We start from the raw sequence: 21,187 nt of genomic DNA, 5'->3' as shown, positions 1-21,187 counted from the left end.
CATGCTCGCTTCCACTCCCCAGGCCGTGCAGCCTGAATCGCCGATCGATACGGCGCTGCTGTCGCGCATGGCCACCGCCTTGTTCGCGGCCTTGCCGGGCCAGGCGCCCACGCTGCCTGCATCACCCGTGCCGGGCGCGCAGGGGCCTTTGCACCTGGCGCCGCCGGGCTCGCCCCTGGCCAGCCACGCGGGCTTCGGCCCGGGCGTTCCGGGTACGCCGATTCCGCAGGGGCAGATTCCCGGCGCCAACCTGGTTCCGGCTTCACCGGCACAGCTTCCTTCGCTGGCGAATCGTGCGCCGGCCTTGCTGCCGCATGCGGCGGCCGGCAACGGTGTGCCCGACACGGCCGTCAGTGTGCTGCCGGCGTATGAGCCGCGTATTGGCGGCGCTGCGCTGGGTGTACCTGAGGCCGCCGCTGCGGCGCAGCCGCCGGCCGGCGCCGCACCATACTACTTCCTCGACGCGAGGCATGGGCATCCGCCACCCCTTCCGCTGATTTTGGATTCACTCCTTCCCCCTCTGGGGGAAGGCAGGGATGGGGGCCGCGCAGCACCCACTGCGCCTGTCGTCGATGCGGCCCGCAGCCCCCACCCCAACCCTCCCCCAGAGGGGGAGGGAGGAAGACCCAAGTTCTATTTCGTCGATTCGGTGGTGCTGCCCAGCGGCTACGTCACGCCGGCCAAACCCGCGCCGCATGCTACGGTGCCGCTGGCGGGCCAGTCGGCGCATCCGGCCTTTGACGTGCACGCGGTGCGCCGCGACTTTCCCATCCTGCAGGAGCGCGTCAACGGCCGGCAACTGGTCTGGTTCGACAACGCCGCCACCACGCACAAGCCGCAGTCCGTCATAGACCGGATCTCGTATTTTTACGAGCACGAAAACTCCAATATCCACCGCGCGGCGCATGAGCTGGCCGCGCGCGCGACCGACGCCTACGAGGGCGCGCGCGAACGCGTGAAGAAGTTCATCAACGCCCCCGACGTCAATGAAGTCATCTTTGTGCGCGGCACCACCGAGGCCATCAACCTGGTGGCCAAGAGCTGGGGCGGCCAGCATGTGGGCGAGGGCGACGAGATCATTGTCAGCAACCTGGAGCACCACGCCAACATCGTGCCCTGGCAGCAGCTGGCCGCTGCCAAGGGCGCGAAGCTGCGCGTAATCCCGGTCGACGATTCGGGCCAGGTGCTGCTCGATGAATACCGCAAGCTGCTGAACGACCGCACCAAAATCGTGGCCGTCACGCAGGTCTCCAATGCGCTGGGCACCGTGGTGCCGGTCAAGGAGATCGTTGAGATGGCCCACCGGGCCGGCGCCAAGGCGCTGGTCGACGGCGCGCAGTCGGTCTCGCACATGCGGGTGGACGTGCAGGCGCTGGGTGCGGACTTTTTCGTGTTCTCGGGCCACAAGGTCTTCGGCCCCACCGGCATTGGCGTGGTCTGGGGCAAACGCGAGGTGCTGGAAGACATGCCGCCCTGGCAGGGCGGCGGCAACATGATTGCCGACGTCACGTTTGAAAAAACCGTGTTCCAGCCGATTCCCAACAAGTTCGAGGCCGGCACCGGCAATATTGCCGACGCGGTGGGCCTGGGCGCGGCCATCGATTATGTGAACCGCATCGGCATTGAAAACATCGCGCGTTATGAGCACGACCTGCTGGCCTACGGCATGCGGGAGCTGGGTGCCATACCCGGCGTGCGCCTGATAGGCACGGCGGCCGACAAGGCCAGTGTGATGTCCTTTGTGCTGGCGGGCTACGGCACCGAGGAGGTCGGCCATGCGCTCAATGAAGAGGGCATCGCCGTGCGCACCGGCCACCACTGCGCCCAGCCCATCTTGCGGCGCTTTGGCGTGGAAACCACGGTGCGGCCCTCGCTGGCCTTTTACAACACCTTTGACGAAATAGATCGGCTGGTGGCGGTGGTCAAGCGCCTGGCCGGGCAAAGGCGCGCGGGCTGAGCGGTGACCGGGCCCGGGATGCTTTGTGTCCTGGAGTCCTACAGCAGGGATTGCCGAATTGGTTTACAAAGTGGGAGGCCTGACGCGCATGCGCGGTTCAGGCCCCCCATTTTTTTCATCCCCATCCCATCCACCACTTCCTGGAGAACCCCATGGCCCAATACAACATTGCTGTCGTCGTCGGCAGCATTCGCAAGGACTCGTTCAACAAAAAACTCGCCCGCGCGCTTGAAAAATTGTTCCCCGCGGACTTCAGTTTCACCCATGTGCGCATCGACGACCTGCCGCCCTACAACCAGGACGATGACGGCAAGCCGGCCGCGCAGGTGGTGAGGCTCAAGGGAGAGATCAAGGCCGCGCAAGGCCTGCTGTTTGTCACGCCTGAATACAACCGCTCGATTCCCGGCGTGCTCAAAAACGCGATTGATCATGCTTCGCGCCCTTACGGCCAGAGCGCCTGGGACGGCAAGCCGGCCGGCGTGATTGGCGCTTCAGTGGGGGCCATAGGCACGGCGCTGTCGCAGCAGCATTTGCGCAATATCCTGGCTTACCTGAATGTGCCTACGTTGGGGCAGCCTGAGGCTTTTATCCATAACAAGGAAGGCCTGTACGAGGCTGACGGCAGCTTGAGCGAAGGCAGCCGGAAGTTTTTGCAGGCTTGGGTTGATGCTTATGTGGGGTGGGTTAAGAAGCATGCCTAGGCTGACGGCCTGAGCTGGGTCTTGCTCCGGCTGAGCGCGCTCTCCCTTCTCCGTCCTCTTCTTGGTTCTGCTGGCCGGGTCTCGCCCCGGCGGGCGACTTACTTTTCTTTGCTTCGCCAAAGAAACGTAAGCAAAAGAAAGGCGACCCTGGTTGCTGCGTCCCTTCGCTTCGCTACGGGCAACCTGCGGTGCTCGGTCCAGCCGGGGTCAAAAACAACTCGCCTTCGGCTCAAACAAGTTTTTGCCCTGATCCGTCTGGCCCTGCGCTCCTCGGCGCATCCACAAGGGAGTGGGCCCCCAAATACTAAATACCAATACCGAAACCGTACGACCCGTTAAAACGGCGTATCGCCCTCAATCGTCGTGCGATACAGCTTGCGGCGCAGGTGGTCGGGGGTGCCGGCTGCCAGGTGGGTGACGGAGCGGTTGTCCCAGAACACCATGTCGTGCGGCTGCCACTGGTGGCGGTAGATGAGTTCGGGGCGCGAGCTGTGTTCAAACAGTTCGCCCAGCAGTGCTTTACTTTCGTCCTCTGGTATGCCGAGGATGCGGGTGGTGAAATGTTCGCTGACGAACAGGGCCTTGCGGCCGGTTTCGGGGTGGGTGCGTACCACCGGGTGGACCACCGGTTTGACTTCGTCGACCTGTTCCTGTGTGAGCTTGGGTCGCCAGGGGCTGCGGCTGCGCAGTTCTTCGTATTTGGCGAGGTAGGTGTGTTCGGCGCGCAGGCCTTGCACGGCGGTCTTGAGGGCCAGGGGCAGGCTGTCCCAGGCTGTGTGCTGGTTGGCAAACAGGGTGTCGCCGCCTTCGGCGGGCAGTTCCTGCGCGTGCAGCAGCGAGCCCAGGCTGGGTTTGTCCTTGTACGACAGGTCGGAGTGCCAGAAGTGGCCGGCGTCGCCCAGGCCTATGGGTTCGCCGTTTTCCTTGATGTTGGAGACGATCAGGATTTCCGGGTGGTCTTGCAGCTGGAAGTTTTTCAGCACATGGATCTGCAGCGGCCCGAAGCGGCGGCTGAAGTCCACATGCTGGCGCGGCGTGATGCGCTGGTCGCGGAACACCAGCACGTGGTGGTCCAGGTGGGCGCGGTGTATGCGGCTGAAGTCGGCCGTGGAGAGCGGCCGGGAAAGATCCAGGCCCAGCACTTCGGCGCCCAGCGGGGCGTCAAAAGGGCGGATCTCAAGAACGGAGGGGGAGGGTGCGGCGGCCGTCGCTGCTGCCGTTTGCCCGCTGGGAGCCAAAGTCGCTGTCATCTTCACCTTTGTGATGGGTGCCCCTGGGCGGGGCCAGCGCTGAATATAGGGACGCGCCGGCCCAAAGTGAACAATCGATTTGTCATTTGGTAATTACCTCGCCATGAAAAAAGCCCGCGGATGCGGGCTTTTTGCCAGGCGGAACGTCGGGTTCAGGCGGCGACGGCGGCCCGGTCCTGGTTGGCGGCCGGTGCCTGCGTGTGCGTGACGATTTCAATCTGCGCGGCGGCCAGGGCGGCCTCCTTGGCGGCTTCGCCCATGGCCAGGCCTTCGGCGCGCACAAAACGCACGTCGGTGATGCCGAAGAAACCGAACACCACCTTGAGGTAGCTCTCCTGGTGTTCCAGGGCGGTCATGGCTTCGCTGGTCGAATAGACGCCGCCACGGGCAGAAGCCACGATCACGGTCTTGCCGCCGGCCAGGCCCACAGGGCCTTTTTCGGTGTACTTGAAGGTGCGGCCGACCTGGGCGACACGGTCAATCCAGGCCTTGAGCTGGCTGGGGATGGCGAAGTTGTACAGGGGCGCGCCCACCACGATCACATCGGCTGCCAGGAATTGCGTCACCAGGGCTTCGGACACGGCGTTTTCGCGCTTTTGCACCTCGCTCAGCTCGCTGCCGGCGGGCATGCGGAAACCCAGCGACTCGGCCGAGAGGTGGCTGGGCGTGTCAACGGCCAGGTCCAGGTAGCTGACTTCGGTGCCGGGGTGGCCGGCGCGCCAGGAAGCGACGATTTGCGCGGTGAGCTGGCGGGAAACCGAGTTGCCGCCCAGGATGCTGGAGTCGATGTGGAGAAGCTTGCTCATGATGGGGTTCCTAAAAAGTGTTGTTGGACCAGGTTCTCAGGCCGTATTCACCTTGAATCGCAGCCATGGATAGATTGTGCGGATGAGTCGATTGATTGATAAGTCGGTAAAATTGCGATAGATCGTCCTGTATTTGGGACAGTCAAGCGAAAATGAGGGCCGAATCCGGTCGTGAAGAAAGGACGGTTTTTATGCAAGACCTCAATGACATGCTGTATTTCGCCGAGGTGGTGGAGCGTGGCGGCTTTGCCGCGGCCGGGCGCGCGCTGGGCCTGCCCAAGTCACGCTTGTCGCGCCGCGTGGCCGAACTGGAGTCCAGGCTGGGCGTGCGGCTCTTGCAGCGCACCACGCGCAAGCTCTCGTTGACGGAGGTTGGTGAAATCTATTTGCGCCACTGCGGCGCCATGCGCGACGAAGCCCTGGCGGCTTCCGAAGCCGTGGCGCAGATGCAGGTCGAGCCGCGCGGCACCTTGCGCATCACCTGCCCGGTGACGCTGGCGCAGGGCTCGGTGGGCTACCTGGTGCCGCGCTATATGGAGATGTTTCCCCAGGTGCGCATAGACATGCGCGTGACCAACCGCGTGATCGACCTGGTGGAGGAGGGCATAGACATCGCGCTGCGCGTGCGCCCCACGCTGGAAGACAGCGGCAGCCTGGTGATCAAGAACCTGGGCTCCAGCGGCGGCCAGCTGCTGGCCAGCCCGGCCCTGCTGCAGCGCCAGGGCCGGCCCGAAAAACCCGAAGACCTGCTCAAGCTCGACACCGTGTCCATGTCCTGGGCCGACGGGCGCTCGTCCTGGCGGCTGCTGGGGCCGGGCGGCAAGGAGTTCGTGCTGCAGCACCAGCCGCGCTATGTCGCCGACGACCTGCAGACCCTGAAACTCGCGATGCTGGCCGGCACCGGCATGAGTTTTTTGCCCGACTCCATGAGCGCGGCCGAACGGCAGGCCCAGCTGCTGGTGCCTGTGTTGCCGGGCTGGGCGCTTCCTTCCGGTGTGGCGCACGCGGTGTTCCCCTCGCGGCGCGGGCAGGTGCCGGCGGTAAGGAGTTTTCTGGATTTCCTTGGAGAGAGGATGAGGGGGGATTCGCTGATTTGAGGTTTTGGCCTCAAGCTCCATTGGCCTGTTCTTGTTCTATGGCTGTTTTCTTTGCATAGGCTTGTTGGCCGGGGGTTGCCCGGCGGCAACTCACTTTTAGCGAAACCCGCAAAGCGGGTTTTCTTTGTTCGCCAAAAGGCGCGCTACGCGCGCGGGGTTTGCTCACTTCGCGCAGCGAAGTTACGCAAACACCAAAAGTAAGCAAAAGAAAAGGCGACCCTGGTGTCTGCGTCCCTCCGCTGCGCTACGGGCAACCTGCGGTGCTCGATTCAGGCGGGGTCTCGCTAAACTCGCTACGCTCAAACAACGCGATCCCTTATCCGCCTGAACCTCCGCTCCTCGGCGCATACACAAGGGGTGGGAGAAAAATACCAATACCGAAAACCACAAGGACACGCCATGGCGTGTCCTTGTTGTATTGATTTTTTCTTTGGTATTTGTCTTCTGTCCCCGCTCCCGATTGCCCCGTCCTGGCTGGGCCGAGGAGCGCAGAGACAAGCGGATCAGGGCCGGCGTTGTCTGAGCGAAGCGAGTTTAGCCGGACCCCGCTTGGCTCGAGCACCGCAGGTTGCCCCGCAGCGCAGCGTAGGGGACCCAGACTGCGGGTCGCCTTTTCTTTGGTGACTTTCTTTTGGCGAAGCAAAAGAAAGTTACTTGCCGCCGGGCAACCCCGGCCAGCAAGCCTCAGCAAGAAGCCAGCCGTTAAAAACAAACCTTATGCGGGAAACCAGATAAATTAAGAGCAATATATTCTTTTGCGTTTTAACGCTTGCTCCCCACAATGCTTTGATCAAGCAACCTCAAGGAGCAAACCATGGCCACTCTCAGACTCGGCGACACCGCCCCCGACTTCACGCAAGACTCCACCGCGGGCAAGATTTCCTTTCATGAATGGGCTGGTGATTCCTGGGTGGTGCTGTTTTCGCACCCCGCTGACTTCACCCCCGTCTGCACCACCGAACTCGGCAAGACTGCCGCGCTGAGCGGTGAGTTCGCCAGGCGCAACGTCAAGCCCATCGCGGTCAGCGTCGATCCGCTGGATTCCCACAGCAAGTGGGTCAACGACATCAACGAGACGCAGAACACCACGGTGAATTTCCCCATCCTGGCGGATGCGGACCGCAAGGTGGCCGGGCTTTACGACATGATCCACCCGAACGCCTTGAGCACCGGCCCCACGGCGACCGTGCGCAGCGTGTTCATCATCGACCCGAAGAAGGCCATTCGCACCACCTTCACCTATCCCGCCAGCACGGGCCGCAATTTCGACGAAATCCTGCGTGTCATTGACTCGCTGCAGCTGACCGACGGCTACAAGGTGGCCACGCCGGTCAACTGGAAGGACGGCGACGACGTGATCATCGTGCCCAGTCTGCAGGACCCGGCCGAAATCGCTCAGCGTTTCCCCAAGGGTTTCAAGGCCATCAAGCCGTATCTGCGCGTCACCCCTCAGCCCAACAAGTAAATGGCCCCCACGCTTTTCGCTTCGCGTAATGCGCTGCCCCCCGAGGGGGCCGCTGCGCCTGCGGCCCGGCAAAGCCGGTTCCGCGGCCCCGGCTTGCAAACGGCTGTGGCGCATAGCGTGGCTCACCTGCTTGAAACCCGCTGAGGATCACCACTTTGCGCTTCATCATTGTTCCCGGCTGGCGCGACTCCGGCCCCGGCCACTGGCAAAGCCTGTGGGCCGAGTGCCTGAGCAATGCGGTGCGTGTGCGGCAGGACGACTGGATCACGCCTTCGCGCAAGGCCTGGGTGGCATCGCTGGCCAACACCATCCTGCTGCAGAACGAGCCGGTGGTGGTGGTGGCGCACAGCCTGGGCTGCATCGCGACCGCGCACCTGCCGCCCGAGGCGGCTGAACGCATACAGGGCGCCTTGCTGGTGGCGCCGGCCGACCCGGAACGCCGTGCCGTCTTGAGCGACTTCGCTCCCGTGCCTTACCAGAAGCTGCCTTACCGCAGCGTGCTGGTGGCCAGCAGCAACGACCCTTTCTGTCCGGTGCGCCTGGCCGGCGCTTATGCCCGTGCCTGGGGCAGCGAGTTTGTGCGCCTGCAGGATGCGGGCCACATCAACATCGAATCGGGCCACGGCGAATGGCCGCTGGGCATTGCCTTGCTGCAGTCGCTGGCCGGCGACGCTTCGCTCTCGGCGCCGCGGCTTGATTTTTCCTCTCCGCGAACTTCTTCCTCTTCTTCTTTCGGATCCCTGGAAACGGCATGACTTCCCCACAACTCAAAATCGCTCTTGCTGCCCTGGCTTTGGCAACGAGCGGTATCGCCTCGGCGCAAACGCTGCTCAACGGCTCTTACGACGTGGCGCGCGAGTTCTACAAGGACTACAACGCGGCCTTTATCGCCCACTACAAAAAGACCACCGGCAAGGACGTGAAGGTGGACCAGTCGCACGGCGGCTCCAGCGCCATTGCGCGTTCGGTGGCCGACGGCCTGGACGCCGATGTGGTCACCATGAACACCTCGACCGATGTGGACTTCCTGGCCAATGCCGGTGTGGTCGCCAAGGACTGGGTAAAAAAGTTTCCGGACAACGCATCGCCCACCACCTCGACCATGCTGTTCCTGGTGCGCAACGGCAACCCCAAGGGCATCAAGGACTGGGATGACCTGGTCAAGCCCGGCATACAGGTCGTCGTGGTGAACCCCAAGACCGGCGGCAACGGCCGCTACGCCTACCTGGCCGCCTGGGGTTACGCCAAGAAGAAGGGCGGCACCGACGCGCAGGCCGCCGAATTCGTCGGCAAGCTCTACAAAAACGTGCCGGTGCTGGGCAAGGGCGGGCGCGATGCGACCACCGTCTTCCTGCAGCGCAATATCGGCGACGTGCTGATCACCTTTGAGTCCGAAGTGCTGTCGGTGAACCGGGAGTTCGGCGAAGGCAAGGTGGACGCGGTGTACCCGTCCATCAGCGTCCTGGCGGAAAACCCGGTGGCGGTGGTGGAGCGCACCGTCGCCAAGAAGGGCACGGCAGACCTCGCCAAGGCCTACCTCAATTACCTGTATTCGGACGAGGGCCAGGAAATCGCCGCGCGCCATGCGCTGCGCCCGCGCTCGCAGGCCGTGCTCAGGAAATACGCGAGCACCTTCAAGCCGCTGCAGCTGTTCACGGTGCAGGACGTCTTCGGCAGCCTCGGTGAAGCGCAAAAAGTGCACTTCAACGACGGCGGGCAGTTCGACAAGCTCTACACCGTCAAGTAAGCCAAGCCATGACTGCCTTGTCTTCTGTGGCGCCGCCTTCCGCGGTGGCGCCGGGCATCCCTGCGGGTGGCAAAAGGGCCGCCAGGCGCGTGCTGCCGGGCTTTCGGCTCACGCTGGGCTACACGGTGCTGTACCTGAGCCTGATCGTGCTGATCCCGATCTCGGCGCTGTTCTTCAAGACCTTCACGATGAGCTGGGAGCAGTTCGTCACCGCGGTGACCTCGCCGCGCGTGCTGGCCTCCTACCGGCTCACCTTCGGCGCCTCGCTGGTCGCCGCGCTGGTCAACCTGGTCTTCGGCCTGCTGCTGGCCTGGGTGCTGGTGCGCTACAAGTTCCCGGGCAAAAAGATTGTCGATGCGCTGGTGGACCTGCCTTTCGCGCTGCCCACGGCCGTGGCCGGCATCTCGCTGACGGCCTTGCTGGCCGGCAACGGCTGGATAGGCCAGTACCTGGAGCCCATGGGCATCAAGCTGGCCTTTACGCCGGCCGGTGTGGTGATCGCACTGATCTTTATCGGCCTGCCGTTTGTGGTGCGAACGGTGCAGCCCGTGCTGGAAGACGCCGAGAAAGAGCTTGAAGAAGCCGCAACCTCGCTGGGCGCCACGCGCCTGCAAATCTTCACCAAAGTGATATTGCCGCACATCACGCCGGCCTTGCTGACCGGCTTTGCCATGGCGTTTGCCCGCGCGATCGGCGAATACGGCTCGGTCATCTTTATCGCCGGCAACATGCCCATGATTTCCGAGATCACGCCGCTCATCATCATCGGCAAGCTCGAGCAGTACGACTATGCCGGCGCGACCGCCGTGGCCGTGGTGATGCTGCTGGTGTCCTTTGTGCTGCTGCTGGTGATCAACGGCCTGCAGGCCTGGCAGCGCCGCAACGCGGGGGCTCCGGCATGAGTGCTCCCTCATCCCAACCCAATCGCCGCGTCCGCGCCGGCACCACCGAGGCCCCCTGGGTCCGCTACACGCTGACCACCGTGGCGCTGCTGTTTGTGCTGCTGTTCCTGGTGCTGCCGCTAGCGGCCGTGTTCACCGAGGCCTTGCGCAAAGGCTTTGGCTCCTACCTGGCCGCGCTGCGCGAGCCCGACGCCTGGTCGGCCATCCAGCTGACCTTGATCGCCGCCGTGATCGCCGTGCCGCTGAACCTGGTGTTCGGCGTGGCCGCCGCCTGGGCGATTGCCAAGTACGAGTTCCGCGGCAAGTCGGTGCTGACGACGCTGGTGGACCTGCCGTTTTCGGTCTCGCCCGTGGTGGCCGGCCTGATTTATGTGCTGATCTTCGGCGCCCAGGGCTGGTTCGGGCCCTGGCTGCTGGCGCACGACATCAAGATCATTTTTGCCGTGCCCGGCATCGTGCTGGCGACCGTGTTCGTGACTTTTCCTTTTATCGCGCGCGAGCTGATCCCGCTGATGCAGGCGCAAGGCAATGACGAGGAGCAGGCCGCCATTGTGCTGGGCGCGACCGGCTGGCAAACCTTCTGGCATGTCACCTTGCCCAACATCAAGTGGGGCCTGATCTACGGCGTCATTTTGTGCAATGCACGCGCCATGGGCGAGTTCGGGGCGGTGTCGGTGGTCTCGGGCCACATCCGCGGGCAGACCAACACGCTGCCGCTGCACGTCGAAATCCTCTACAACGAATACCAGTCGGTGGCCGCCTTCGCCGTGGCCTCGCTGCTGGCCATCCTGGCGCTGGTCACGCTGGCCATCAAGTCGGTAGCCGAATGGCGCCACGAGGCCGACATGAAGGCCGCGGCGGACCTGCCGCCTGAACGCCCGCGAGCTGTCGCGGGCGCTGTCGCCCGCTAAAGGAATACACCATGAGCATAGAAATCCGCAACGTCAGCAAACATTTTGGCGACTTCCAGGCCCTGGGCGACGTGAGCCTGGACATTGAGTCGGGCGAGCTGGTCGCCCTGCTGGGCCCCTCGGGCTGCGGCAAGACCACCTTGCTGCGCATCATCGCCGGCCTGGAAACCGCCGACCGCGGCAGCATCCTCTTCAGCGGCGAAGACACCACCGACGTGCATGTGCGCGAGCGCCAGGTCGGCTTTGTGTTCCAGCACTACGCGCTGTTCCGGCACATGACGGTGTTCGAGAACGTGGCCTTCGGCCTGCGCGTCAAGCCGCGCGGCGTGAGGCCCAGCGAGGCGCAGATCAAGGAGAAAGTGCACTCGCTGCTCAACCTGGTGCAGCTCGACTGGCTGGCCGACCGCTTTCCCTCGCAGCTGTCGGGCGGGCAGCGCCAGCGTATCGCCCTGGCGCGCGCGCTGGCGGTGGAGCCCAAGGTGCTGCTGCTCGACGAACCCTTTGGCGCGCTGGACGCCAAGGTCCGCAAGGAACTGCGCCGCTGGCTGCGCCGCCTGCATGACGACCTGCACGTGACCAGCATTTTTGTGACGCACGACCAGGAAGAGGCCCTGGAAGTGGCCGACCGCGTGGTGCTGATGAACCAGGGCAAGATCGAGCAGATAGGCTCGCCGCAGCAGGTCTGGGACCACCCGGCCAGCCCCTTCGTCTACGGCTTCCTCGGCGACGTCAATTTATTCCACGGCCGTGCCCATGAAGGCGAGGTGCAGCTCGAGGGCCTGCGCCTTGATTCACCGGAACACGCCGGCGCGCAGGACGCCAAGGCCTTTGCCTATGTGCGTCCGCACGACCTGGACGTGCAGCGCTATGCGCCCGGCGCCGAAGGCATCGTCGCCCACCTGGAGCGCGCCATCGTCATCGGTCCGATCGCGCGGCTGGAGCTGATCCCCGCCGAAGGCTACGAACAAAAAGGCAATGTCCCGGGCGACGCGATCATCGAAGCCCAGATGCCCTCGCAGCAGTTCAAGGACATGGGCCTGCGCGAAGGCGACATGCTGGTGGTGACGCCGCGCAAGGCGAGGGTGTTTGTGGAGGGGTGAGGGTGTTGCGCTCTGGAATGGGTTCGCTCGACGAAAGCCTTAGGCCTTGCAGTGCATTCCCATGACGGTAGCGTACCGTGCAACGAACGGGTTGATTACTCGAGGCCAAGTATGCTGGGCACGCACTGCTCCAGCATTTCTATCAGTTCCTTGTCCATGAATTTGTAGTCGTCAGGGATATCAAGAACATGCACGGTCTTGTCATTCAATAGCCTGGTGAACTCTGCAGTCAACCTTGACTTGTGTTTTTCTTCCATGACGAGGATCACGTCGGACCACCGGATGTCTTCTGCTGAAACGGTATGGCGCGCATTGGGGCTGGTACCACCGGAGCGGGTTAGCAGTTGCGGGTGTTTGCGCCAGAGCTGCTCTGCCGTCGGGCTTCTCCATTGGTTACGGCTGCACACGAACAGAACTTTCAGGCGTTCAGCGCTGCGGGCGGTCTCCTCTTTCTGCACAAGTTGCTTTTCCGTCGTGCGGGGGTAATCGAGGTCCAGTTGCTCTGCGCGTGCAACTTTCGTTGACCGGATGTACAGGTCCTTCCAGCGTTTCTCCCTGGGCCAATCGTCTTTGGTCGTCATATGCGCTTCATACTTGTGTGGACCTGATTTATATCAGTCTTTGAATGAAGCAATGAGCCTTGGGTGAACCCAAAAGCAAGCCCGAGTCGCATCGTGATAGCCCTGTCATGTCGGCAGGTATTTATTCCAGTGCCGAAGACGGACGGCTTGAAGAACTCATTCTCTACTGATTGGCTCCGAACCTCAGTGCCGACCTGGCGCGCGCCCGTTCAGCCTCGACTTCGCGGTTGCGCGGCTCGGCATGGGTCACCAGCGAGCGGATCAGCACCCGCGCCGAGGCCGCCACTTCTTCGACAGCGCGCTCGAACGCGGCCTCATTGGCCTTGGACGGCACGTTGAAGCCGCTGAGCTTTCTCACAAACTGCAGCGAGGCGTCACGGATTTCCAGCTCGGTGGCCGGCGGCTCGAAATTGAACAAGGTCTTGATGTTGCGGCACATGCCGGCTCCTTGAGGCGAAGGCTTCGCGTCGAAATCCCAGGCTCTGCCTAGCCGGCGGGCTTGATCACCACCGACTCGGCCGAGGCCACAAAAGGCCCATGGTAGACCGCCTCGATGTTGTTGCCGTCCGGGTCCAGCACAAAGGCGCCATAGTAGCCCGAGTGGTATTTTCGCTCGCCCGGCGCGCCGTTGTCGGTGCCGCCCGCGGCCAGCGCCGCTTCATAAAAGGCTTTGACGGCGGCCCGGTCCTTCGCCTGGAAAGCCAGGTGGACGTGGGAGCTTGCGCCGTCGGCCTGGTCTATCCAGAGTTCGTCGGCGGAAAAATGGCTGTCGGCTTCCTGGATGGCGCCTTCCTTGCCCAAAGACTGCAGCACGGCGCGGTAAAAGCGCTTGCTGGCTGCCAGGTCATGGGCGCGCAGATGGATGTGGTCGACGAGGCGGCCGCGGTGGAATTCCATCATGGGGTCCTTTCTGTTGTTGTGGCAAACCGCCTGCCGCGGCTTGCAAAAGTGGATGATCCTGAAAATCTACGTCCGTCGCAACAGCCCAGCTGTAGGACAAATGCTGGCCTGTGCGCTTGAAAGAGGGCGAAAAAACTGCGCTCCATGAATTGCAGTCGGGAACTTATGCCGCTCCAGACGCCCGAACCCCTGGACCATTCATAATCCACCCAGAAAAAAGAGGGACCCTGATGTTTTTGACCTATTTCGACGCCATGCCGCGCCGTGTGCTGGTGCTGGTGGCCGCGGCCTGTGTGGCCATGCTGGCTTTTGGCCTTTACCTGCAGCATGTGGTCGGGCTGGAGCCTTGCCCCATGTGCATCGTGCAACGCTATGCGCTGGTGCTGGTGGCGCTGGTGGCGGGCGTGACGGCCATTGCCAAAAGCCGCGGCCTTTTGATGGCCGGCTCGGGCCTGATGGTGCTGCTGGCCGGTTTCGGCGCATTCGTGGCGGCACGCCAGAGTTTTCTGCAGTGGTACCCGCCGGAGATCGCTTCCTGCGGCCGCGATTTTTACGGAATGATCGAGACCTTCCCCCTGAAGCGCGCGATCCCCATGATCTTCAAGGGCAGCGGCGACTGCACCAAGATCGACTGGACCTTTCTGGGCGGCTCGATTGCCAACTGGTCGTTTGTCTGCTTTGTGGTGATTGCGCTGGTGGGGCTGCTGCTGATGGCCCGCCTGGCGCGCAGGCGGTAAGTTCTGCTGCACGCGCCAAGCCGGGATCTCTGCTGTTCAGGCATCCACGACGCGGATGTTGTCCTGGTTCACGGTCACGTTCAAGGTGTTGTTGCCCGGGTCGCGCACCTGGACCGTGATGGAAATCTGTGTCGGATCGGTGGTCTTGTAGACCGTCAGGAGCTGGTAGCCCTCAGGGACCACTTGCACCTGGCCGAATGGAACGCCATTGACTCCCCAGCGCTGCGCTCCCACAGTCACCGCCGTCACGTTCTCCTGATCCGTTCCGCCTACGATATTCACACTGACGTTGGCCATATTTCCTCCTTGGGGTGTTGGCAAAAAATTGCCCTCGTGCTGTTCAAGAGGGTGAAGCCAATTTACGGGGGCGGTCCTGGCAAAGCCATTACGGGGGATTACACCCCGCTCTGGGAAACCGTCATGTCGTTCTGGTTCACCTGCACGTTCAAGGTGAAGTCGCCGTTGTCGGTCACGTCCACGGCGATGGACAGCTGGCGGGGCGCCGTTGTCTTGTAGATCGTGAGGGTGGTGCCGCCGGCGTTGACTTGCTGGGCCTGGCCAAACCGCGCCGTGCCGTTCTCTCCCCACCGCTTGTTGGCCAATGTGGCGGCCGTGACGTTTTCCTTGTCCGATCCGCCCGAAATGTTCACGGTGATGTTGGTGGCCATGTTTCTTCTCCTTCAGGGTTGAAAAATCTTTCCCGGCCTGCTTGCAGGCGGAGGAGGCGCCAATGTACGGGCGCCGTGGAGGAGGCGCCATTACAGGGCATTACGCCTTCCTCCGTTTTTTGGGCCCCGGCCGCCTCCGGGATGGCAAGAGCGCGCTGATGGCGCTTCTTGCATGGGTGAGGCTTTTAAAGGGCCAAGGGATTGCGGCCAAGGGCGGCATCGATATACTGTACATAAATACAGTATTTATCCCGATTTGAACCTCCCGCCATGCTTTCGCCAACCCCCGCAGCCCGCGCCTTGCCGGACTTCGCCAATGCCCATATCTGGCGCGCCGGCGAGTTGGGCGGCGCGAGTGTGCAAACCGTCGCCACGGGCTATGCGGCGCTGGACGCCGTGCTGCCCGGCGGCGGCTGGCCGCGGGGGGCCTTGATCGAGCTCTTGCAGCCCCAGGCCGGCGTGCATGAATGGGGCCTGGTGGCGCCGGCGCTGGCGGCCCTGCAGGCCCAGGCCCGCGAATTGACGGTGCTGGTGGGTGCGCCCTGGCTGCCTTTCGGCCCGGCGCTGGGCGCGCGGGCGCTGGACATGCGGCGCCTGCTCAGCATAGACGGCCGGCCCGGCGATGCACCCTCGCTGCTGTGGGCCACGCGCGAGGCCCTGCAATGCGCCGACGTGCACAGCGTGCTGGCCTGGCTGCCCGATGCGCGCAGCGCGCACCTGCGCCGCCTGCAGATCGCCGCCCATGCGCACCACAAGCTGCTGTTTGTGTTCCGGCCCCTGCGGGCGCAGCAGGAATCCTCGCCCGCGCCGCTGCGTGTGCGGCTGGAGGGCTCGGCCCATGAAGCGGGCAGCTTGCGGGTCGATGTGTTCAAGCGGCGTGGCCCGCCGCTGGCCGCGCCGCTGCTGCTGGACACCCGGCCGGCCCGGCTGGCCGCGCTGCTGGCGGCCAGCCGCGAAAGGGCGCGGCGCCAGCGCGAGGAAGCCGGCGTCCTGGCGCCCCTGCTGCTGCCGTCGCGCGTGGCGCTTCCCCTCAGTTCACCCCAGAGTCCCATCCATGCGTTGCTGGATCGCATTGCGCATCTCGACCACCACTGAGGCGGGCCAGCCGGCTTGCCCCATGGATGCCGCCATGCTGCAGCAGGTGGCGGCCAGCCTGGCGCTGGGCCTGACGCCGCGCGTGGCGCAGGTCGACGAAGCGGTGCTGATGGACGTGACGGGCAGCCTGCGCCTCTTTGGCGGGCTGGCGCGGCTGATGCAGCTGCTGGCGCAGCGGCTGGAGGCTTTTTTTGGCGAGAACGGATTGCAAGCCGAAGTCCGGCGCGCGCAGGGCGCGACTTCCCTGATCGCGCTGGGCCGCTTGCGTGTGCTGGGCGAGGGTGGGGCCGCCGTCAAAAAACGTGTGGCCGAGCTGCCCATGCACACGCTGACGGCCGCCCGCCCGCACCTGGGCGTGCTCGAGCGCATAGGTTGCCGCACCTGGGACGACCTGCTGCGCCTGCCGCGCGACGGCATGGCGCGGCGTTTCGGCGCGGAACTGCTGCAGGCGCTGGATCGCGCCCGCGGCAGCGCGCCCGACGACTATGAATGGCTGCTGCTGCCCGAGCACTTCGAGGAAAAGCTCGAACTCAACGCGCTGGTGACCCACGCCCCCGCGCTGATGGCCGGCGTGGAACGGCTGCTGGTGCAACTGCACGCCTGGCTGCTGGGCCGGCAGAGCGGGCTCAGCGCCCTGAAAATCACCTGGCACCTGGACAAGCGCCGCGACGTGCCGCCCACCGGCGAGCTCGAAGTGCGCACGGCCCAGCCCGCACAGGATTTGCGCCACGTGGCGCGCCTGATATCGGAACACCTGGCGCAGCAAAAGCTGCCGGCGCCGGTGCACAGCCTGACTTTGCAATCGCTGGCCACCGAACTGCTGGCCGATGCGGCCGCCGCCACCGGCAGCCTGCTGATGGAGGCACGCCGGCAGGGCGACGGCGTGGTGGAACTGGTCGAGCGCCTGAGCGCCCGCCTGGGCGATGCGCGGGTGCGGGCCTGGCAGCCTTGCGCCGACCACAGGCCGGAGCTGATGCAGCGCTGGGTGCCGGCCAGGGGCGTGATTTCATCGATCAGCGCGCAGCTTCATCCTGCCCGGCCCGGCCGCAAGCCTTCAAAGGGCTCCAAGGCGGCTTCCGGCAACCCGCCCGCGGAGGCCAGGACCGAAGCCCTGTACCCGGCCTGGCTGCTGCCCGAGCCGGTCAAGCTGGCCGCCGCCGGCAACAACCCGGTCTACCAGGGCCCGCTGCGCCGCCTGGCCGGGCCGCAGCGCCTGGAGGCCGCCGAGTGGCTGCTGGCCGACAGCGAGGCCGCGCGCGGCGCTGGCCTCAGCGCAAAGCCATGGGCGCTGCGCGACTACTTCATCTACCGGACCCAGCAGGGCGGCCTGCTCTGGATATACAGCGAGCGCCTGGGCGCAACGCCCGAGGGCGCACGGCAGCGCGCCTGGTATTTGCACGGCTTTTTTGCCTGAGGCCAGCCGCCATGTCCGCCCACGCGCTGCCCGATTACGCCGAGCTGCATGCCCTGAGCAACTTCAGCTTCCAGCGCGGCGCCTCGCATGCCGACGAGCTGGCCGAGCGGGCCGCCGAGCTGGGTTACAAGGCGCTGGCCGTCACCGACGAATGTTCGGTCGCCGGTGTCGTGAAGGCGCATGAGGCGGCCCGGGCCCACGGGCTCAAGCTGCTGCCGGGGGCCGAGTTCCTGGTGCAGGCCGCTGATGCCTTCAGGCTGGTGGTGCTGCCCCACAACGCGGCGGGCTGGGGCAACCTCTGCGAGTTCATCACCGAGGCGCGCCGCGCCGGCAACGAGATCGAGAAGGGCAGCTACCGCGTCACGCTGGCCGAGACCGATTTTTCGCGGCTGGCCGATTGTGAAATCCTGCTGTCGCCCCTGCCGGATGCCATCCATGTGCAGGCACTGGGCGCGCACGCCGACTGGGCGTTGCGGCTGTTCGGCGCGGCCGCCTGGCTGGCCGTTGAGCTGCAGCAGGGCCTGGACGACGCGCTGCGCCTGCAGCAGCTGCAGGAGGTGGCGGCGCGCACCGGCATAGGCCTGGTGGCGGCCGGCAATGTGCTGATGCACAAGCGCTCGCGCAAGCCGCTGCACGACGTGATGACCGCCATCAAGCTGGGCCGGCCGGTGCACGAATGCGGCTTTGCGCTGCAGGCCAATGCCGAGGCGCATTTGCGCCCGCGCATGCGGCTGGCCGGCATTTACCCGGCCGCGCTGCTGCGTGCCACGCTGGTGGTGGCCGCGCGCTGCAACTTCAGCCTTGACGAGATCCGCGACCTCTACCGCTACCCCCGGGACGACATGGTGCCGCCGGCCGAAACGCCGGCGCGTTGGCTCAGGCGGCTGAGCTGGCAAGGCGCCCACACACGTTATCCGCAGGGCATTCCGCGCAAGGTCCGGAAGCAGCTGGGCTTTGAGCTGGCGCTGATCGAAGAACTTGAATACGAGATGTTCTTCATCACCGTGCACGACATCGTGCGCTTTGCGCGGCAGGAAGGCATCCTGTGCCAGGGGCGCGGCTCGGCGGCCAATTCGGTGGTGTGTTTCTGCCTGGGCGTCACCGCCGTCAACCCGGCCGAAAGCAAGCTGCTGTTCGAGCGCTTCATCAGCCGCGAGCGCCGCGAGCCGCCCGACATCGACGTGGACTTCGAGCACGAGCGGCGCGAGGAGGTCATCCAGTACATCTACGGCAAGTACGGCCACGACCGCGCCGCGATTGCCGCCACCATCATCAGCTACCGCCCGCGCAGCGCGATCCGCGACGTCGGCAAGGCGCTGGCCATGGATCCCGAACTGATAGACCAGTTCGCCAAGGAGCATTTCTGGTTTGACGGCAGCGAGGTGCTGCGGGAAAAAATCCGCCAGGCCGGCCTGGCGGGCCGGGAAGCGCCGGTGCTGCAGTGGCTGGACCTGTCGGCGCAGCTGATCGGCTTTCCGCGCCACCTGAGCCAGCATGTGGGCGGCTTTGTGCTCACGCAGGGCAAGCTCACGCGGCTGGTGCCGGTGCAGCCGGCCTCCATGGAGGAGCGCCGCATCATCCAGTGGGACAAGGACGACCTGGAGGCCATGGGCCTGCTCAAGGTCGATGTGCTGGCGCTGGGCATGCTGTCGGCCATACGGCGCTGCCTGGCGCTGGTGAACCAGACCCGGGGCACCCAGCTGCAGATGCATGAGGTCAAACCCGATGAGAAAACCTACGACATGATCTGCGCGGCCGACACGGTGGGCGTGTTCCAGATCGAGAGCCGCGCCCAGATGTCCATGCTGCCGCGGCTGCAGCCGCGCAGCTACTACGACCTGGTGGTCGAGGTCGCCATTGTCCGGCCCGGGCCCATCCAGGGCGGCATGGTCCACCCCTACCTGAAGAACCGCGAAGCCCAGAGGCGCGGCGAAACCATCACCCCCGAATACCCGGCGCTCAACCCGGCCCTGGAGCGCACGCTGGGCATCCCGATTTTCCAGGAGCAGGTGATGCAGATCGCGATGATCGCCGCCGACTTCACGCCCGGCGAGGCCGACGACCTGCGCCGCTCCATGGCGGCCTGGAAGCGCAAGGGCGGGGTGGAGCGTTTCCACGGCCGCCTGGTCCAGGCCATGGTCAAGAACGGCTACAGCACGGAGTTTGCGGAGCGCATCTTCAGCCAGATCCTGGGCTTCGGCGACTACGGTTTTCCCGAAAGCCATGCCGCCAGCTTCGCCAAGCTGGTCTATGTGAGCTGCTGGTTCAAGTGCCATGAGCCGGCCTGTTTCCTGGCGGCCATGGTCAACTCTCAGCCCATGGGCTTTTACACACCCTCGCAGCTGGTGCAGGACGCCATCCGCCACGGCGTGGAGGTGCGCGCCGTGGATGTGATGCACAGCCACTGGGACTGCACGCTGGAGCCGGACGGTGTGCTGCCGGCCGGCACGCAGCCGGCGGTGCGCCTGGGCCTGCGCCTGGTGGCCGGCCTGCGCCAGGACGCGGCCCTGCGCCTGGTGGCGGCGCGGGCGCAAGCGCCTTTCAGCTCGACCGAGGACCTGGTATCGCGCGCGCAACTGGGCACGCTGGAAATCAACGCGCTGGCCGCCGCCGATGCCTTGCTGCCGCTGTCGGGCCACAGGCGCCAGCAGGTGTGGGACGCCTCGGCCATCAAGCCGGCGCCGCGCCTGCTCAAGTCCGTGCCCACGCATGAAACCCCGCTGGCGTTGCCCGACACACCCGAGGGCGAAAACATTCTGTTCGATTACCAGGCCACCGGCCTCACGCTGCGGCGCCACCCGGTCGCGCTGCTGCGCGAGCGGCTGGCGCGCAAGGGCTTGCTGAGCGCCAGCGAACTCAATGCCCTGCCTGACGGCGAGGAAGCGGCCGGCTGCGGCATCGTCACCGTGCGCCAGCAGCCGCAAACCGCCAAGGGCACCATCTTCGTCACGCTGGAGGACGAAACCGGGCCGGTCAACGTGATCGTCTGGAAGTCGCTGCGCGAAGCCCAGCGCGCCGAACTGCTGCATTCACGCCTGCTGGCGGTCTACGGTGTGTGGCAGCGCAGCGAGGAGAGCGGCACCGCCAAGGGCTATGGCGCGGTGCGCAACCTGGTGGCGCGGCGGCTGGAAGACCTGACGCCGCTGCTGGGGCGGCTGGGCACCTCCAGCCGCGACTTTCATTGAGGCCGGCCGGCTTGCCGCGTGTGTTCCCGGTGCGCATCGTCCAGCAACCGGCACACCTCCTCGTCCGTGGCTTGGGGAAAGTCCACATACCACTGGCTCACGGCGCCGAAATATTCCAGGCGGGCCGGGCAGACGACTTCCGTGCCCTGGTCTTCCAGCTCTTGGCACCCTTGTTCAGAACCGACCGGCACGGCCACCACCAGCTGCGCCGGCTGCTGCTGCCGGATCGCCAGCACGGCCGCGCGCAGGGTGGCGCCTGTGGCCAGGCCGTCGTCCACCACGATGACCGTGCGGCCCGTGATGCCGGGTGCCGGGCGTTGCCGGCGGTAAAGCTGTTCACGGCGCGCCAGCTCGGCTTCTTCCCGGGCCAGCACGGCGGCCACCGCCTGCGGCTGCGGCGCGGCGCCGGGCGGCGGGTTCATCACCCGCACACCGCCGCTGGCGATGGCACCCATGGCGTATTCCTCATGCCCCGGATAACCGAGCTTGCGCACCACAAAGACGTCCAGCGGCGCTTCGAGTTCCCGGGCCACCTCGCGCCCCACGGCCACGCCGCCGCGCGGCAAGGCCAGCACCAGCAGGCCGGGGCGGCCGCGATAAGAGGTCAGGGCGCCAGCCAGCAGGCGCCCGGCATGGACGCGGTCACGGTAGGGCAGTGCGAAGTCCGTCAT

At 65.1% G+C, this 21,187-nt stretch carries 21 protein-coding genes; 13 read left to right on the top strand and 8 right to left on the bottom strand.

What is annotated here, in order from left to right:
• The first annotated feature begins 1 nt into the window (after position 1).
• Both ACEN9P_RS24070 and ACEN9P_RS24065 read left to right on the top strand, forming a co-directional pair.
• Positions 2–1,957: a family 2A encapsulin nanocompartment cargo protein cysteine desulfurase gene (locus ACEN9P_RS24070; protein ID WP_495620688.1), complete on the top strand. Its 1,956-nt coding sequence runs from the start codon at positions 2–4 to the stop codon at positions 1,955–1,957.
• A gap of 152 nt (positions 1,958–2,109) precedes the next feature.
• The gene (locus ACEN9P_RS24065) at positions 2,110–2,658 is read left to right on the top strand and encodes an NADPH-dependent FMN reductase (RefSeq protein ID WP_477664864.1); all 549 of its coding nucleotides are present in this window, start codon (positions 2,110–2,112) and stop codon (positions 2,656–2,658) included.
• A 335-nt stretch (positions 2,659–2,993) separates the two neighbouring features.
• On the opposite strand, the gene ACEN9P_RS24060 is transcribed toward ACEN9P_RS24065, so the two are convergent.
• Complete coding sequence (locus ACEN9P_RS24060) at positions 2,994–3,908, bottom strand: TauD/TfdA dioxygenase family protein (protein WP_495620687.1); 915 nt, start codon at positions 3,906–3,908, stop codon at positions 2,994–2,996.
• Positions 3,909–4,060: 152 nt separating this feature from the next.
• Positions 4,061–4,714 carry an FMN-dependent NADH-azoreductase gene (locus ACEN9P_RS24055; RefSeq protein WP_477664862.1) on the bottom strand — a complete coding sequence of 218 codons (654 nt, stop codon included), beginning with the start codon at positions 4,712–4,714 and terminating at the stop codon, positions 4,061–4,063.
• Between the two features lie 191 nt (positions 4,715–4,905).
• On the opposite strand from ACEN9P_RS24055, the gene ACEN9P_RS24050 reads away from it, so the two are divergent.
• The 7 genes from ACEN9P_RS24050 to ACEN9P_RS24020 all read left to right on the top strand — a co-directional run bounded on the left by ACEN9P_RS24050 (position 4,906) and on the right by ACEN9P_RS24020 (position 11,936).
• Complete coding sequence (locus tag ACEN9P_RS24050) at positions 4,906–5,811, top strand: LysR substrate-binding domain-containing protein (RefSeq protein ID WP_495620686.1); 906 nt, start codon at positions 4,906–4,908, stop codon at positions 5,809–5,811.
• A gap of 814 nt (positions 5,812–6,625) precedes the next feature.
• Positions 6,626–7,276: a peroxiredoxin gene (locus ACEN9P_RS24045; RefSeq protein WP_477663019.1), complete on the top strand. Its 651-nt coding sequence runs from the start codon at positions 6,626–6,628 to the stop codon at positions 7,274–7,276.
• Between the two features lie 155 nt (positions 7,277–7,431).
• Positions 7,432–8,031, top strand: a complete 600-nt coding sequence (locus ACEN9P_RS24040; protein ID WP_495620685.1) for an RBBP9/YdeN family alpha/beta hydrolase — start codon at positions 7,432–7,434, stop codon at positions 8,029–8,031.
• Entirely contained in the window at positions 8,028–9,023 is a 996-nt protein-coding gene (locus ACEN9P_RS24035; RefSeq protein ID WP_495620684.1) for a sulfate ABC transporter substrate-binding protein, read from the top strand. The genes ACEN9P_RS24040 and ACEN9P_RS24035 overlap by 4 nt, the downstream gene beginning before the upstream one ends.
• Before the next feature lie 8 nt (positions 9,024–9,031).
• A complete protein-coding gene (cysT, locus tag ACEN9P_RS24030; protein ID WP_477701048.1) occupies positions 9,032–9,925 on the top strand; it encodes a sulfate ABC transporter permease subunit CysT in 894 nt (297 codons plus the stop codon).
• Positions 9,922–10,836 (top strand): sulfate ABC transporter permease subunit CysW, encoded by a 915-nt coding sequence (gene cysW, locus ACEN9P_RS24025; protein WP_495620683.1) that lies wholly within the window; start codon positions 9,922–9,924, stop codon positions 10,834–10,836. The genes cysT and cysW overlap by 4 nt, the downstream gene beginning before the upstream one ends.
• An 11-nt stretch (positions 10,837–10,847) precedes the next feature.
• Positions 10,848–11,936 carry a sulfate/molybdate ABC transporter ATP-binding protein gene (locus tag ACEN9P_RS24020; protein WP_477663024.1) on the top strand — a complete coding sequence of 363 codons (1,089 nt, stop codon included), beginning with the start codon at positions 10,848–10,850 and terminating at the stop codon, positions 11,934–11,936.
• Between the two features lie 95 nt (positions 11,937–12,031).
• Here the strand turns inward: ACEN9P_RS24020 and ACEN9P_RS24015 are convergent, their stop codons facing one another.
• The 3 genes from ACEN9P_RS24015 to ACEN9P_RS24005 all read right to left on the bottom strand — a co-directional run bounded on the left by ACEN9P_RS24015 (position 12,032) and on the right by ACEN9P_RS24005 (position 13,414).
• On the bottom strand, positions 12,032–12,517 hold the full coding sequence (locus tag ACEN9P_RS24015) for a low molecular weight protein tyrosine phosphatase family protein (protein WP_495620682.1): 486 nt from the start codon (positions 12,515–12,517) through the stop codon (positions 12,032–12,034).
• A gap of 163 nt (positions 12,518–12,680) precedes the next feature.
• The gene (locus tag ACEN9P_RS24010) at positions 12,681–12,956 is read right to left on the bottom strand and encodes a DUF2277 domain-containing protein (RefSeq protein WP_477663026.1); all 276 of its coding nucleotides are present in this window, start codon (positions 12,954–12,956) and stop codon (positions 12,681–12,683) included.
• Between the two features lie 47 nt (positions 12,957–13,003).
• Positions 13,004–13,414 (bottom strand): VOC family protein, encoded by a 411-nt coding sequence (locus tag ACEN9P_RS24005; protein ID WP_495622226.1) that lies wholly within the window; start codon positions 13,412–13,414, stop codon positions 13,004–13,006.
• A gap of 233 nt (positions 13,415–13,647) precedes the next feature.
• On the opposite strand from ACEN9P_RS24005, the gene ACEN9P_RS24000 reads away from it, so the two are divergent.
• Entirely contained in the window at positions 13,648–14,154 is a 507-nt protein-coding gene (locus tag ACEN9P_RS24000; RefSeq protein ID WP_477715966.1) for a disulfide bond formation protein B, read from the top strand.
• Positions 14,155–14,190: 36 nt separating this feature from the next.
• On the opposite strand, the gene ACEN9P_RS23995 is transcribed toward ACEN9P_RS24000, so the two are convergent.
• Both ACEN9P_RS23995 and ACEN9P_RS23990 read right to left on the bottom strand, forming a co-directional pair.
• Entirely contained in the window at positions 14,191–14,451 is a 261-nt protein-coding gene (locus ACEN9P_RS23995) for a hypothetical protein (RefSeq protein WP_477663028.1), read from the bottom strand.
• A 98-nt stretch (positions 14,452–14,549) separates the two neighbouring features.
• A complete protein-coding gene (locus tag ACEN9P_RS23990; protein WP_007865292.1) occupies positions 14,550–14,822 on the bottom strand; it encodes a hypothetical protein in 273 nt (90 codons plus the stop codon).
• A gap of 270 nt (positions 14,823–15,092) precedes the next feature.
• Here ACEN9P_RS23990 and imuA point away from each other — a divergent pair, with 270 nt between their 5' ends.
• Genes imuA through ACEN9P_RS23975 form a run of 3 tightly spaced genes read left to right on the top strand, consistent with a single transcriptional unit; the run spans position 15,093 to position 20,516 of the window.
• On the top strand, positions 15,093–15,917 hold the full coding sequence (gene imuA, locus ACEN9P_RS23985; RefSeq protein WP_495620681.1) for a translesion DNA synthesis-associated protein ImuA: 825 nt from the start codon (positions 15,093–15,095) through the stop codon (positions 15,915–15,917).
• Positions 15,877–17,331, top strand: coding sequence for a Y-family DNA polymerase (locus ACEN9P_RS23980; protein WP_495620680.1), 1,455 nt, complete (start codon positions 15,877–15,879; stop codon positions 17,329–17,331). Before imuA ends, ACEN9P_RS23980 begins: the two co-directional genes overlap by 41 nt.
• Before the next feature lie 11 nt (positions 17,332–17,342).
• Entirely contained in the window at positions 17,343–20,516 is a 3,174-nt protein-coding gene (locus tag ACEN9P_RS23975) for an error-prone DNA polymerase (protein WP_495620679.1), read from the top strand.
• Here the strand turns inward: ACEN9P_RS23975 and ACEN9P_RS23970 are convergent.
• Positions 20,510–21,187, bottom strand: a complete 678-nt coding sequence (locus ACEN9P_RS23970) for a phosphoribosyltransferase (protein ID WP_477663032.1) — start codon at positions 21,185–21,187, stop codon at positions 20,510–20,512. The two genes, ACEN9P_RS23975 and ACEN9P_RS23970, sit on opposite strands and share 7 nt — an antisense overlap.

This window comes from Polaromonas sp. Polasp52, from assembly GCF_059491565.1.
Note: the sequence above shows the minus strand (reverse complement) of the source record. Positions and strands in the feature narration are given on the sequence as shown.